The sequence below is a fragment of the Rufibacter sp. LB8 genome (genome assembly GCF_014876185.1).
Lineage (GTDB): Bacteria > Bacteroidota > Bacteroidia > Cytophagales > Hymenobacteraceae > Nibribacter.
Genome location: NZ_JADALJ010000001.1, coordinates 3355334 through 3367561, shown reverse-complemented (window position 1 = coordinate 3367561; position 12228 = coordinate 3355334). Strand labels below are relative to the sequence as shown.

General features: G+C 52.6%; 16 protein-coding genes. 8 read left to right on the top strand and 8 right to left on the bottom strand.

Features of this window, described 5'->3' with window-relative positions; genetic code table 11:
* The first annotated feature begins 17 nt into the window (after positions 1 to 17).
* The gene (locus IMY23_RS14165) at positions 18 to 182 is read left to right on the top strand and encodes a hypothetical protein (RefSeq protein ID WP_192822717.1); all 165 of its coding nucleotides are present in this window, start codon (positions 18 to 20) and stop codon (positions 180 to 182) included.
* Between the two features lie 81 nt (positions 183 to 263).
* Here IMY23_RS14165 and IMY23_RS14160 read toward each other — a convergent pair whose 3' ends face one another.
* Positions 264 to 779: a hypothetical protein gene (locus tag IMY23_RS14160; RefSeq protein WP_192822716.1), complete on the bottom strand. Its 516-nt coding sequence runs from the start codon at positions 777 to 779 to the stop codon at positions 264 to 266.
* 262 nt (positions 780 to 1041) lie between these two features.
* Between IMY23_RS14160 and IMY23_RS14155 the strand changes: the two genes are divergently transcribed.
* The 6 genes from IMY23_RS14155 (at position 1042) to IMY23_RS14130 (ending at position 6193) form a co-directional block, all read left to right on the top strand.
* The gene (locus tag IMY23_RS14155) at positions 1042 to 1443 is read left to right on the top strand and encodes a BlaI/MecI/CopY family transcriptional regulator (protein WP_192822715.1); all 402 of its coding nucleotides are present in this window, start codon (positions 1042 to 1044) and stop codon (positions 1441 to 1443) included.
* Positions 1418 to 2536 carry a M56 family metallopeptidase gene (locus IMY23_RS14150; RefSeq protein ID WP_192822714.1) on the top strand — a complete coding sequence of 373 codons (1119 nt, stop codon included), beginning with the start codon at positions 1418 to 1420 and terminating at the stop codon, positions 2534 to 2536. Before IMY23_RS14155 ends, IMY23_RS14150 begins: the two co-directional genes overlap by 26 nt.
* Positions 2503 to 3501: a hypothetical protein gene (locus IMY23_RS14145; protein WP_192822713.1), complete on the top strand. Its 999-nt coding sequence runs from the start codon at positions 2503 to 2505 to the stop codon at positions 3499 to 3501. Before IMY23_RS14150 ends, IMY23_RS14145 begins: the two co-directional genes overlap by 34 nt.
* Before the next feature lie 198 nt (positions 3502 to 3699).
* The gene (locus IMY23_RS14140; RefSeq protein ID WP_192822712.1) at positions 3700 to 4218 is read left to right on the top strand and encodes a hypothetical protein; all 519 of its coding nucleotides are present in this window, start codon (positions 3700 to 3702) and stop codon (positions 4216 to 4218) included.
* 130 nt (positions 4219 to 4348) lie between these two features.
* A complete protein-coding gene (locus tag IMY23_RS14135; protein ID WP_192822711.1) occupies positions 4349 to 5374 on the top strand; it encodes a DUF3667 domain-containing protein in 1026 nt (341 codons plus the stop codon).
* A 114-nt stretch (positions 5375 to 5488) separates the two neighbouring features.
* Positions 5489 to 6193: a head GIN domain-containing protein gene (locus IMY23_RS14130; protein WP_192822710.1), complete on the top strand. Its 705-nt coding sequence runs from the start codon at positions 5489 to 5491 to the stop codon at positions 6191 to 6193.
* Positions 6194 to 6360: 167 nt separating this feature from the next.
* Here the strand turns inward: IMY23_RS14130 and IMY23_RS14125 are convergent, their stop codons facing one another.
* From IMY23_RS14125 to IMY23_RS14115, 3 genes are all read right to left on the bottom strand, one after another.
* Positions 6361 to 6765, bottom strand: a complete 405-nt coding sequence (locus IMY23_RS14125; RefSeq protein ID WP_192822709.1) for a septal ring lytic transglycosylase RlpA family protein — start codon at positions 6763 to 6765, stop codon at positions 6361 to 6363.
* Positions 6766 to 6769: 4 nt separating this feature from the next.
* On the bottom strand, positions 6770 to 7462 hold the full coding sequence (locus IMY23_RS14120) for an alpha/beta fold hydrolase (RefSeq protein ID WP_192822708.1): 693 nt from the start codon (positions 7460 to 7462) through the stop codon (positions 6770 to 6772).
* 124 nt (positions 7463 to 7586) lie between these two features.
* Positions 7587 to 8018: a GNAT family N-acetyltransferase gene (locus tag IMY23_RS14115; RefSeq protein WP_192822707.1), complete on the bottom strand. Its 432-nt coding sequence runs from the start codon at positions 8016 to 8018 to the stop codon at positions 7587 to 7589.
* 696 nt (positions 8019 to 8714) lie between these two features.
* Here IMY23_RS14115 and IMY23_RS14110 point away from each other — a divergent pair.
* The gene (locus IMY23_RS14110; protein ID WP_192822706.1) at positions 8715 to 9026 is read left to right on the top strand and encodes an SH3 domain-containing protein; all 312 of its coding nucleotides are present in this window, start codon (positions 8715 to 8717) and stop codon (positions 9024 to 9026) included.
* 79 nt (positions 9027 to 9105) lie between these two features.
* Here IMY23_RS14110 and IMY23_RS14105 read toward each other — a convergent pair whose 3' ends face one another.
* The 4 genes from IMY23_RS14105 to IMY23_RS14090 form a co-directional block, all read right to left on the bottom strand.
* Positions 9106 to 9861: a hypothetical protein gene (locus IMY23_RS14105; protein ID WP_192822705.1), complete on the bottom strand. Its 756-nt coding sequence runs from the start codon at positions 9859 to 9861 to the stop codon at positions 9106 to 9108.
* A gap of 148 nt (positions 9862 to 10009) precedes the next feature.
* On the bottom strand, positions 10010 to 10600 hold the full coding sequence (locus IMY23_RS14100) for an Hsp20/alpha crystallin family protein (RefSeq protein ID WP_225986510.1): 591 nt from the start codon (positions 10598 to 10600) through the stop codon (positions 10010 to 10012).
* Between the two features lie 262 nt (positions 10601 to 10862).
* The gene (locus tag IMY23_RS14095) at positions 10863 to 11243 is read right to left on the bottom strand and encodes an Hsp20/alpha crystallin family protein (RefSeq protein ID WP_192822704.1); all 381 of its coding nucleotides are present in this window, start codon (positions 11241 to 11243) and stop codon (positions 10863 to 10865) included.
* Between the two features lie 253 nt (positions 11244 to 11496).
* Positions 11497 to 11931, bottom strand: a complete 435-nt coding sequence (locus IMY23_RS14090) for a hypothetical protein (RefSeq protein ID WP_192822703.1) — start codon at positions 11929 to 11931, stop codon at positions 11497 to 11499.
* Positions 11932 to 12228: the final 297 nt, after the last annotated feature.

Here is a 12228-nt window from a genome sequence, read left to right as displayed (position 1 = left end):
CAAACATAAAACAAGTCATGAAAATCATCGTCCTTTTATTCGCCATTTGTGCTGGAACCGGTTACGCCCTGCAAGATTCTTTGAGCGTGCCCGCGCCCAAGCAAGAAATCATTTACGTGGACCAGTACGGAAATCCGGTGCCTCCTTCTTACGGCATCACCACTTACGTAGAGGCTGCGTAAGCTGAGCGTAACGCTTATTCTGTAGGCGTTTTGGGGCTCATTTCTGAAAATGAAGCCAAAAACGCTTGCCACCCGTCTGGCTTAGTCTTTCTTTTTCTTCTTGCCGGGTGTAAAAATGCCTTTGATGATCTCCAGCGGGGTGGGGGCTTTTTCCTTCACCAGCACGTACCTAATGGAGAACGCCGCGCCCAGATTGAACCACTCCTCGTGCTTTACATGAAAGGCCGGTTTAATGTCGCCGGACAGCAGAAACGGCAGGCCGTTGATTTTGTACTCAATGCCCATGATGCCGTCAAACCCGTAAATGGCGCCGTAGTCTTTCAGTCTTCCGCCGTGCGCGCCGGCGCCCAGGTAATAATTAAACCGCTGCCCCAGCATGGGCCAATGCCGCTGGGCCAGGGCTGTGAGCTTAATCTCGCGCGGAGCCGCCGAGGCAATGCCTTCAATGGTGGTTTTCTCCCAGACCTTTTGCTGCAGCGTGAACCCAATCTCTTCGCCACCCAGGCGTATGCCCGCCGCCGTTTTGTAACGCTGCGCCAGGGCCGGCAAACTGCCCATCAGGCCGCAAAAGAGCAAAACCGCTAATTTCTTATTCATAAAAAAGGGTACGCAGGAACGGGGCACGCAGCCAATGATTCCTGTTGGTTTTCGGTTGGGCAAGTTGGCTAGCGGTGACCACATTTTCATTTCCTTTCGGTTTTTCTTCGTCATAAATAGTTGGGTTGCACGCACTTTTAGAATGGTTGAAGGATTTTTAAACCTCATCTACGAAATATTTCGTGTTAAAATTTTCTTTTTACGAAACTGTTCGTATACTTGCTACGAAACAAGTCGTAGATAACGGAGAGCGCAAGATACCATGGAGAACAAGACCCCATTGAAACCAACGGACACCGAGCTGGAGATATTACAGATTCTCTGGCAGCACGGCCCCTGCACAGTGCGCCTGGTGAACGAAGAACAGAACAAAACCAAGGAAACCGGCTACACCACTACCCTCAAGCTGCTGCAGATCATGTTTGAGAAAAACCTTGTCACCCGTGACGAAGAAAGCCGGTCGCACCTCTACCAAGCCGCCGTCACCGAGGAAGACACGCAGAAACACTTGCTGGACCGCTTTTTAGACACCACGTTCCGGGGATCGGCCATGAAACTGGTCATGCAAGCCCTGGGAAACCGAAAAACCACCTCAGCAGAACTAGACCAAATCAGAAACCTTTTAAAGAAACTGGAAGATGACTCCTCAGAACCTCGTCTTTGATCTGTTGCCGCAGGCCGTCATGCACGCCCTGGGCTGGACCCTGCTGCACTCTTTGTGGCAAGGCGCGCTTCTTGCCGTGGTGCTGGCGGCGGTGTTGGCGCTCATGCACCGGCATTCGGCGGCCACGCGCTACTACGTAGCCGGGGCCGGGCTGGTGGTGTTGCTGGGTCTTGCCGTTATCACATTTCTACAAGTGTATGAACCGAATGGCGGCGCCTATCTGATGAACCACGCCGAAGGTGCTGCGGGAAGTGTTACCGCCACCGTGAGTTTGCCAGATGCTGAGGCTTCCAGCGGCTATTTCGCTTCTGTCTGGGCGCAGAGCCAGGCGTATTTCAACCAGCATTTGCCGGCCGTGGTGGCGCTCTGGCTTCTGGGCATGGTCATGATGGGGCTGCGTTTGCTTGGTGGCTGGGCGTACGTGCAGCGGCTCAAGACCTACAGAACCCGTCCCGTACCCGAGGCCTGGCAGCACAAAGCGCAAGAACTGAGCCGCCAGCTGGGCATTACGCAGCTGGTGCGCGTGGTGGAGTCTGCCATGGTGAAAGTGCCCTTGGTGATCGGTCATTTCAAACCCATTGTGCTGCTGCCCATTGGTGCCTTAACCGGCCTTTCCACGGCGCAGATTGAAGCTGTGCTGGCCCATGAACTGGCCCACGTGCACCGCCGCGACTACCTCATGAACCTGTTGCAGAGCCTGGTGGAAACCTTGTTTTTCTTTCACCCGGCCGTGTGGTGGATCTCAGACTGCGTGCGCACCGAGCGCGAGCACGCCTGTGATGACCTGGCCATTGCTCTCTGCGGCGATTCGCTCACTTATGCCTATGCCTTAACCACCTTAGAAGAACTCACCATGAAAAAGAATGAAAAATCGCCCCGTATGGCTATGGCGTTTTCTGGCCGCCGCCGCTCCCTGCTGAGCCGCATCACCCGCGTGGTGCAGAAATCTACTTTAAGACCTTCGTTTTCTGAAGGCTTTCTGGCCAGCTGCGCCGTGATTGCAGGTGTGCTGGTGTTCTCGGCCAGTGCCTGGGCTAAGTACCCTGCCAAAATGGAGAAGTGGTCACTGAGAAGCAGACTGCCCCCGCCATAAAAGATTCGGCTGCGCCGATAATCACGCAACTTGCGGCAGAACCCCAGGACGAGGATTTAGGGCTGCAAGATTTAGGCGATGGCTTGGTGATTGTGCAGAACAAGAAAGGCAAGGTGGTAGACCTGTACGTGAACGGCCGCCGCGTGCCCAAAGACCAGATCAGCAAATACCAGGACCGCATTGACCGCCAACTGACCGCCGCTAAAAACGCCAAACCGCTGCGCAACAAAGAAGAGATTGAAGAAGCCATGGACCGCGCCGAAGCCTCTCTGGAACGATTGGCCGATGGCACCGCCCGCATGGCACCGCTCCCGCCTATGCCACCCATGCCGCCCATGCACGGCATGGCAGAAGCGCCGCCTGCACCCGTCGCCCCAAATAGGTTGGGAAATCCGCCCACGCCTCCCGTGCCGCCGGTTACGCCGCGCCCCGATGACGAAGACGGCCTTCGGCGGTTCAAGGATTCCATGAAGCGCTACGAAGACCGCATGCAGGACTACCACGCCAGAATGGAGCAATACCATGACCGCCAGGAAGAATTCCATGCCAGGCAGGAGGCTACCCACACCAACCGCCAGGAAGCCCAAATACGCCGCGCCGCCGAGCACGCCCTCCGGATGAAAGACCATGAAAAGCGGCAGGCCGAACATGCCATTAGAATGAAGGAGCACGAGAAACGCATGGTGCTGCACAACGAACGCATGAAAAAGCACGAGGCCATGATGACCGAACTCAAAGCCGCCCTGGCAGCCGACGGACTCATCACTTCGCCGGAGGCAGACTACACGTTCAAGATGGACAAGACCGGCCTGTACGTGAACGAGAAGAAGCAGTCAGAGGCCCTTTTCCAGAAGTACAAAGCCCTCATGCAGCGCACCACCGGCGAAGACGTGGACCTCATGTTCAAGAAAGAAGGCAGCAGTTTCACCATCAGGTCTAACAACAACACCTCCACCAAAAAGTAACGGATTATCCATTACTGCAAAGTCCTTCCGGCCGGGTTTTCTCCTCAACAGAGCAGAACCCCAACCGGAAGGGCTTTTTGCTTTCAGCCCATGTCTAAAAGTGCGTTTTTGGCTTCGTTTTCAGAAATGAGCCCCAAAACGCACGTACGCGCCTACGGGTAAATCTGTACCTTTGCCCTTGGTTTTACAGGAGATTGTATGCGCGAGAACACCTTTCAGGAATTAGAGAATTTACCAGGTTTGCCGTTCACCAAGGCCACCCGCCTGGGCCAGGTCCAGTTTTTCCACTTCGGGCGGGCGCACGTGACCAACGCGCAGGGCCTTATTCTGGATGTAGGCGCCTGGACCCTGGAGGTAGCCTGTTTCTGGCAACTGGAGAAAGCCGGCAAAGTGGCCATTGCCTACCAAGACGCCGCCATTGCCCGTGACGCCCAGGCCCTCGCCAACCCAGACTTTGACCCGCTGGTGCCCGGCAGCAACCTCAGAGACCGAAAACTGCAGGAACTGGTGCGCCAGGGCGAAACCCATGTAAAAGTATCAAAAGTCACCGCCTCGCCCGCTGGGGAGGTTCTGATTTCATTGGGCGCTGATCTGGTGTTGCGCGTTGCCCCCAGCCAAGGCATTCAAAAGGAAACCACCTATTTCTGGCGACTTTTCTCCAACACCGGCACAAACCAAACCTTAGCCTTCGGACTAGACGGCGCCCAGCCTTCCTGATAAGCTACTGCGTTTTTGGCCTCGTTTCTGGAAATGAGCCTGAAAACGGACATAATGAAAGGGGGCTCCTTGCGCCTTGCGCGTGATTAGGTATATTGCTTGTTCTATATATATTGTCATAGATTAAGCCATGGCCAAGCATCGGCGGAAATACCCTGTCTGCACCAATTGCGAATTCGCGTTCACAGAAACCCAACCAGATAATTTCTGCCCCAAGTGCGGGCAGGAGAACCATGACCTGAACGTGCCGTTCCAGCACGTGGCCCTGGAACTGCTGGAAGGCACGGTACACTATGACTCCAAGTTCTGGACCACGGTCAAGTATCTGCTCTTTTACCCGGGCAGACTCACCAATGAGTTCCACCGCGGCCGGCGCATGGGCTACGTGCCGCCCATCAGGCTGTATGTGTTCATCAGTTTCCTGTTTTTCTTTCTGCTGTCTGTGCGCGTTGGCCAGATTAAAGGTGGAGAGCAAGTCTTAGGAAGCCAATTAAGAAAGTTTCCAATGCAGGTAGACAGCCTCATGGTGAAGGCCGGACCTCAAGCGACAGATTCCCTCCGGAGGAACCTGGAACAGAACGATCTCAAGATGGACAGTCTCTTGGTGGCAGATTCACAGGAAGAACTAATTAATTTTTCAACGCTGGACAGCATTCCGCCGCATGCCTCCACCGCTCAGTTAAACGCTGCCCTTACAACGTTTGAGGTTACTAATCACACTTGGTTTACGCGCGGGGTCTTACAGAAATTCGCTGATTTTCAGCGGTTAACTAAAAAAGAACTGGTCTTAAAGGCGCTCAAATATCTGTCAATCATGATGTTTGTGCTTATGCCGCTGTTCGCGCTGGTGCTCAAGCTGGTGTTCTTCAGAGCCCGTCGGTTTTACATGGAGCACCTCATGTTCAGCATTCACCTGCACAGCTTTCTGTTCATGGTCATGAGCGTGTACTTGCTGCTGCAGTTTCTGCACCTGCCGCTGGATCTGGAAGGCTGGTTTTTCTTGCTAGGGCTGCTGTACCTGTTCCTGGGCTTGAAACGCGTGTTTAAGAGAAGCAATCTGCGCACCTTCGGGAATATGGGCCTGGTGCTGTTGTTGTACTCGTTGGTGGGCCTGACCACGTTGACGCTGGGCTTGGTGGTAAGCGTGGCGTTTTAGATAGGCGGCGCGAGGTGGGGTTTTGCCGGCGGTGGCGTGAAAAATTCTTACCCAAGCCAAGCAACCATCTGGTGGTTTCTGCATCTATGAAAGAAAGAACCTAGAAACCAACCCATGAAAAAGACCTTCGCCCTGCTGTTCACCTTGCTCCTCTGCACCTGCGCTTTTACAGGCTTCGCCCAGAATGACAAAATAGAAGGCAACGGAAAAATCTCTACCCAAACCAGGCAAGTGGGCACCTTTACCGTCCTGAGCATTAGTGGCGGCTTTGAGGTGGTGCTCACCCAAGGCAACACCGAAAGCCTGAAACTGGAGGCCGATGAAAACGTGCTGCCCCGCATTACCTCTGAGGTGGAGAACGGCGTGCTGCGCATCAGTTCCAAGAACATCAGAAACGCCAAGCGCCTCAAAGCCTACGTCACCGTGCGCGACCTCAACAGCCTGAGACTGGCCGGCGGCATTAAACTGAGAGGCACCAACACGCTTACCGGCGGTACCCTGAAGTTTGAATTTGCCGGCGGCATAGACGTACAGATGGCCCTGCAGGTGAAAGAACTTGTAGCCGATGTGGCCGGTGGCACCAACATCACCTTAACCGGACAAGCCCAAACCGTGCGCCTGGACCTGGCCGGGGCTTCCACCTTTAAAGCCGCGGACCTCAAAACCGAAGTTTTCACCCTGGACGCCGCTGGTGCCAGCCACGCCGAAGTGCATGTGACCAAGCAACTAAACGTAGACGCCGCCGGCATTGTAAGCGTGGACTACAAAGGATCACCCAAAATCAACCACTCTGGCATGGGCAAAGTGAGACCAATGTAATTCTTGCTTCCTGTAAACTCTACAACAGAAATCCCCGGTACGCGCTGTGCCGGGGATTTTGTTTTCAAGCCGAAGCTGGACATTCCGTTTTGAGCCTCATTTCTGAAAATGAGCCCGAAAACGGGAAATCTTGCGGAGAGAACTTTAGAGGGAATTACGGGATTTGGCTATTTCTTACGTGCGGGTTTGAGCACTTTCATCTCTACGGGGGTGACGCCTGCGCCCATCATGTCCAGTTTTTTGGCGGCATATTTGGAGAGGTCAATGATGCGGCCGCTCACAAACGGGCCACGGTCGGTGATTTTCACTTTCACAGATTTGCCGTTGGTGGGGTTCACCACTTTCACCCGCGTGCCAAAGGGGAGTTTCTTGTGCGCCGCCGTTTTCTTGCCGGGTTGGTAGCGGTCGCCGTTGGCCATTTTGTTGCCTTTGAGTTTGTCTGAGTAGTAAGAAGCCTTACCGGTTTCGGTGTAGCCACGTTCGCCAAAAGCGGGTTTACTGGCGGAGCAAGACGTTAGCCACAACAGTAAGGCCAAGCCAAAAAAGGAGAAAAAGCGGGGGAAAGTAAGCATAGAATTACGCATAATTGAAAAAATGGAGCAGCGCCTGGGCCAACTGCGGCCAGTGTACTTGCTCCAATGGGTGTTTTGTGTCTGGAAAAACCTGCAACTGGGCTTGGGGCAGATTCTGGTAAGCGTGTAGAGTTTCCTCCAGGGTCACCATCTGGTCACGGTCGCCCACGGCTACGCGCACCGGCACCAAAATCTGCTGCAACGCCTCATGGGTAAGCACCGGGTTCTGGCCCAGGTCCAGCATCATCTGCGCCGTTTTCCGCATCACCTCGGCCCAGTCTTGCGGGGCATGCCGGTCTTGGAGCGCCTGGGCAAAGGCGGGCACTTTCTGCTGAAGGACCTCGGGGTTCAGGCGACTGGTTTCATGCCGGGCACTTTCTGGGTACCATGCAAATTTGGTGGCCAGCGTGAAAAGGGCTGCAAACTTGTCTGGCTGCTGCCGGGCGGCCTCCAGGGCAACGTACCCACCCATGCTGTAGCCAAAAACATTCACTGGGGGCAGGTTTTTCTCTTCCAGCCACGCCAACAACTTCGCTACAAACGTCTTCATCTGAAAAGGACCTTCCGGCAAAACAGTGCCACCGTGCCCGGGTAAGTTGAACGTGTACACCGGCAACTGGGCAGGCAACAACGGCAGCAAAGGGTCAAACTGGTTCTGGGCACCCAGCGCGCCATGCAGGAGCAAAAGAGGTTTCATACGGTCAAGTTACTTTTTTCTGGCGGAAGCCGGGTGCGTGCATGCCGTTTTCGGGCTCATTTTCAGAAACGAAGCCAAAAACAGAAATAGCCCTACCGCAGCTGCTGCCTGAGTACAAAACAAGCTAGAGGCTTTTCAGGAAATGGAAGCCTTTGATCACAAACCCTTCACGCAGGTAGAATTTATGGGCGGCGTGGTTAACCACGTACGCATCCAGCATCATGGTTTCACAGCCTTGGTTTTGGGCGTGGGCGGTGAGCCAATCCAGCAAAAGTTTGCCTACACCCTTGGACCGGTACGCCTCATGCACCACAAAATTGTCCACCTCCAGGTAAGGCCCGCTGTAGAGTTTGGTGCCCAGCCAAAACCCCGACAACCCCACGCAGGCATCGGCGGCAAAAACACCCACCATGTGGTAGCGGTGCGGCAGCATTTGCTCCAGCAGTTCCTGGTAGCGGGCCGGCGTCATCTTGGGGTTCAGGTATTGAATAAGCGGGAACTGCGCCAGCATCTGCCGGAGGTCCGTGATTTCATGAATCTGTAAGGAAGGGTGCATGGCAACAACTAATGAAGCAGCAAAGATACACAGAAGAAGGCACGCCCAAAGACCCGCCAAATGTTAAGGAATTTAACAGATTAGGTGCTCAAGGTTAAATAATTGTTAATCAAGCAAACGCCTGCTGTTTTGGCAATTTAGGCCGCTATATTTGTCACGTCAATAACTCCTATTTTCAAGGAATAAGGGATTGATGCAAACAATAATTAACGGCGTGCTATATGAGTTTATTTCATTCAAATACATAAAAATTTTCAGTCCGGTTTTATGTTAAATGGCATGGAATTGAACCAGGAATTTAAAAGCGTTCGGAAGTAAAACAACAGTGTTCACAAATGAACTATAGCTCAACATGACTACAGAGGCAAATTATTGGTTTACAGTTAGTTAAAAACCTGGCACGCGGCTTGTAATCTACTTGAAAGATTCTTTGATTACGTATTCAGTAACCTAAATAAAAATTCAATGCCAAGCGCAGAATATTTTTAGAAGTTTTTTTCTTATGCCAAGCAACTCTTTTAAAATTTCTGCATCTATTAATTAAACTCCTACTACCACATACACTTAAATAGTTACCAGGCAATTATTGCCCTTTATGCGCGCGCCCTTTTCTTTAGTGAAACCTGTTGTGTTTGTCTTTTAGTGCCACTTTCAATTGTTCGTTATTTATTTCTAACCTAATTTATTTTTACCGCTATGAAACGTATTATCCTTCTTTCTGCCATGCTGTTAATGCAAGTAATGTTTGTATTTGCGCAAGAGCCCGCCACCCATGTGAACACCAACAAAGTAGGAATGTACCGTCAGCCAGACGCTAAAGGTGAAGTAATGCGCCTCTTGAACGTGGAAGACGAAATCAAAGTAGTGCGCAAGCTCAACAGTGACTGGTCTTTGGTCCAGATTGACGGCGAAGGCGGGTATGTGCTCAACGCGTATCTCAAAGCCAGGAAAGGCAAGAAAGCCACAGCCGCCAAAGCCGCCGCAGATGCTTCCAGAGCCAGCCTTTAAGCCTACTAAAACTCTCTTACAGCAGAAAGGGCCAGCGCATGCGCTGGCCCTTTCTGCTGTTAAGCAGCATACTTTTTTCTTAGTTGGACGGGGTAAAGTTGTAGACCTCAATGGCCTCGGTGAGCCGGTCCTTCTTCCCGAAGTTGATCAACGTAGGCAGCAAGGTCACGCCCAGGCCCACAAACAGCAACGGCGAAGTGCCGCCGCCATTGCCCTTGAACTGCTGCTGCAACCCGGCAAAGATAAGCCCGGCACCCAGCACGTAGGCGGCCGTCTGTATGTTCTGCCCGCGTTTGTATTGCTGCAGGCTTTCCAGGCTTCCGGGGTTGTCTGCCAGGGCGGTACGCAGGTTGCGGTAATTCATGGGCTCCAGCGGACCATCATCTTTAGAGAAGTAATAGACCCGGCGCTGGCTGGGGTAACCGTAGCCGCCGCCCATTCCTACTCCCACGCCGCCCATGCCCATGCCAAACCCAGGACCCATGCTGTTATACTCGGTGCGCAGCACAAAATAGGTGGAGACTTTACCGGCCCGTTCACGCTGCGCGAAATCACTGTAGCGCCGTCCGGCATTCAGCCGCGCGAAGAAGCCGTCCTGGTTGTAAAAATACTTTACAGACTCCGGGGCGTATTTCAGGGAATCATCTAGCTGAAAGAAATTCTGCTTAAAGACGGGGCTTCGGTACTGTATCTTGCTGGCGTACACGCGCTCGCCGTTGTGCAGTTCCACGTAATAGGGCGTGCCACTGCTGGTGCCAATTTCCTGGGCCCAGGCGCTGCTAACCGCCATTCCCCAGGCTATCATTATGAGTAAAGTGAGTTTTCTCTTGATCATGGTATGTAAACGTACAGGAAGGCCAAACTATTGATAAAACGCCTGAAAAAATCACAGGTTGCCCGCCCACTTATGAGGTAGGCGCTGTAAAAAGCAAAAAAGCAGGCCCGGTATTCCCAAGCCTGCTTTCCTTATAAAGAAGTAGCCGTTACTGGCCGTTTTGAGTGAGCGTCTGCGGCTCTTTCTTTTCGCCGTTCAAAGAAGGGGTGCCGTTCTTTTTAGAGGCGGTGCGCAAGGTGTTGTCTTGCGACAGCTGCACCGTGTGGGCGCTGCCGTCCCGCACCTCAATGCGGCGGGTGGCGGTCTTGCGTTCGTCTTTCGGGACGGTCACATGCAAAATGCCTTCCTCAAAAACCGCTTCTATGCGCTCCGGGTCAATGGTGTCGGGGAGTTGGAAAGACCGCGAGAATGTGCCGTACTGGCTCTCAATAAGGTGGTACTTCTTGTCCTTCTCTTCTTTCTTGAACTGCCGTTCACCGGAGATGGTCAGTTGCCCTTGCCTAACGTCTAGGGTAATGTCTTCTTTCTTGAGACCGGGCAAGGCCACGTCAATCTGGTACCCGTCTTGGGTTTCACAGGTGTCTACTAAAGGCTGGAACCGGTTCATGCGCTCCCTGGAATTCACTGAATCCTGGAAAAAGCGGTCCAACATACTGCTGAAGGATTGCGGCATGAAGTCCTCAAAGCCGCTTCCTGTTCTCTGGATAGCCATAACAACTCCTTTCTTGGTTAAGAGCATGTTTAAATTTGTCTTTTGCGCTGCAAAAAGGCATCACAAGAACCTGACTTTGCCTTTTTCTCGCACCATAGCGCTGCTATGCTGCTCAAAAAACGCTTCGCCAGAACCTTTTGCTACCTTTTTTCGCCTACAAAATCAAAATGTAAACAAGCTCTAAGAGAATTGAATTGAAAAACTGCAACGCCAATGAACACGGGGGCCGCGCGGGCCAGGAGACTTATTTCCCCGCCAGGTTTTGACACCTGGCAGGGAGAAGAATCAATTACAGCTGTTCTATGGGCAACACGCGTGGGCCTTTGGGCAAATACGGCATAATCACCCGCAACTCGGCCCCTGCATGCTCCACCCGCAGCCGCTGATAATCTATGTGCGGCGGCAACAAAAAGTTGTGATGGAACAACGGGATGTGCGTGGCCGGGTTTGGCTCGCTTTGCACAAAAGCCGCCACCGTGAGTTGGTTTTTATCTAAGGTAACCTGGAACTGTTCGGCGTGCACGCCTGGCAGCAAGACTTGCAGCACCGCTCCTTTTTCGCGCTTGTCTACCTTTACCTGGGGTTGCGCAATACCACCACCCAACGTATTGGTGATGTCTATGAACTGCGCTATGTTATGTAAGAACTTTTTATCTTTTATCAGTTTCATGGGGTATCTTCTCTTTCTGGTTGTTCACCTGCGTACCACAAAGCAAAGCGGGTGCCAAGGCAGAGAGCACGCTTTTAAACCACGTTACCCAGACAGATTGACAAACAACCCTACCACCCAAAATGGCATTTTGTCAGGATTTCCGTTTTAGGCCTCAATTCTGGAAATGAAGGCAAAAACAGAAACCCACGCGCCCGCAGGAGCCTGGCCTAGTAAAAGCGAACTAAACATGAAATAAGAAGGAAATTGAGGATTACAGACTGGCCAACCACTCCTCGGCGTCTGCCTTGAATTCAAAGAGCCTAATGGTCACTTTGTCTACCAGGCGGGGTTGCAGGGCTTCCATGGAGAGCTTGCCGTAAAAACCGGGGGCCAGCACGTGGGCCACGTAGCGCATGCCCGCATCAACGGCTCTGGGAGTCCATTCTTCGGCCAGCCAGTCATTGGCAGTGTCCCAGCCACCCACCAGGTTGGAGTTGTCACTGAGGTACTTGGGGGCGCCCGTCTCCTGAAACCACTCCAGCAGCACGCCCATGCCTTTTTGTATGCTCACCAGCGAGTGCACCCCTATCCAATCGGCGTAAATCCAGTTTTGGTTAAGGTTGTAGCTAAGCGTAACAGAGGCTTGGCCATAAGTAAGGGTAGTTGCTTTTTCCTGAAGGTCCATGATGGCAAGAAAGGTACGCAAAGAATTTTAAGGTTGAAAATCTGAAGAGGCGGGTAATACGCCTTTCAAGGGTTTTACAGGCGTTTTTGCCCTCATTTCTGGAAATGAGCCCGAAAACGGAACCACACCTGCCCCCATGCAAAACCGTTGAACGCAGCCATTGTTTTGCGTCTGGCGTCTTTCCAGAATCCGCCTCTGGAATAATTTTGGGCCAATACTTTCTTCAGGCTAAAAAATCTATGGTTTTTTGGAAAAAATTGGTAGTTCTCCTACGTATTTACACGTATACGCAGAAGATCAATCTTTACCCGCTGCCAA

Coding starts and splice junctions, on each gene's coding strand:
- IMY23_RS14165 (WP_192822717.1), top strand. CDS start 18: ATGAAAATCATCGTCCTTTTATTCGCCATTTGTGCTGGAACCGGTTAC.
- IMY23_RS14160 (WP_192822716.1), bottom strand. CDS start 779: ATGAATAAGAAATTAGCGGTTTTGCTCTTTTGCGGCCTGATGGGCAGT.
- IMY23_RS14155 (WP_192822715.1), top strand. CDS start 1,042: ATGGAGAACAAGACCCCATTGAAACCAACGGACACCGAGCTGGAGATA.
- IMY23_RS14150 (WP_192822714.1), top strand. CDS start 1,418: ATGACTCCTCAGAACCTCGTCTTTGATCTGTTGCCGCAGGCCGTCATG.
- IMY23_RS14140 (WP_192822712.1), top strand. CDS start 3,700: ATGCGCGAGAACACCTTTCAGGAATTAGAGAATTTACCAGGTTTGCCG.
- IMY23_RS14135 (WP_192822711.1), top strand. CDS start 4,349: ATGGCCAAGCATCGGCGGAAATACCCTGTCTGCACCAATTGCGAATTC.
- IMY23_RS14130 (WP_192822710.1), top strand. CDS start 5,489: ATGAAAAAGACCTTCGCCCTGCTGTTCACCTTGCTCCTCTGCACCTGC.
- IMY23_RS14125 (WP_192822709.1), bottom strand. CDS start 6,765: ATGCTTACTTTCCCCCGCTTTTTCTCCTTTTTTGGCTTGGCCTTACTG.
- IMY23_RS14120 (WP_192822708.1), bottom strand. CDS start 7,462: ATGAAACCTCTTTTGCTCCTGCATGGCGCGCTGGGTGCCCAGAACCAG.
- IMY23_RS14115 (WP_192822707.1), bottom strand. CDS start 8,018: ATGCACCCTTCCTTACAGATTCATGAAATCACGGACCTCCGGCAGATG.
- IMY23_RS14110 (WP_192822706.1), top strand. CDS start 8,715: ATGAAACGTATTATCCTTCTTTCTGCCATGCTGTTAATGCAAGTAATG.
- IMY23_RS14105 (WP_192822705.1), bottom strand. CDS start 9,861: ATGATCAAGAGAAAACTCACTTTACTCATAATGATAGCCTGGGGAATG.
- IMY23_RS14100 (WP_225986510.1), bottom strand. CDS start 10,600: ATGCTCTTAACCAAGAAAGGAGTTGTTATGGCTATCCAGAGAACAGGA.
- IMY23_RS14095 (WP_192822704.1), bottom strand. CDS start 11,243: ATGAAACTGATAAAAGATAAAAAGTTCTTACATAACATAGCGCAGTTC.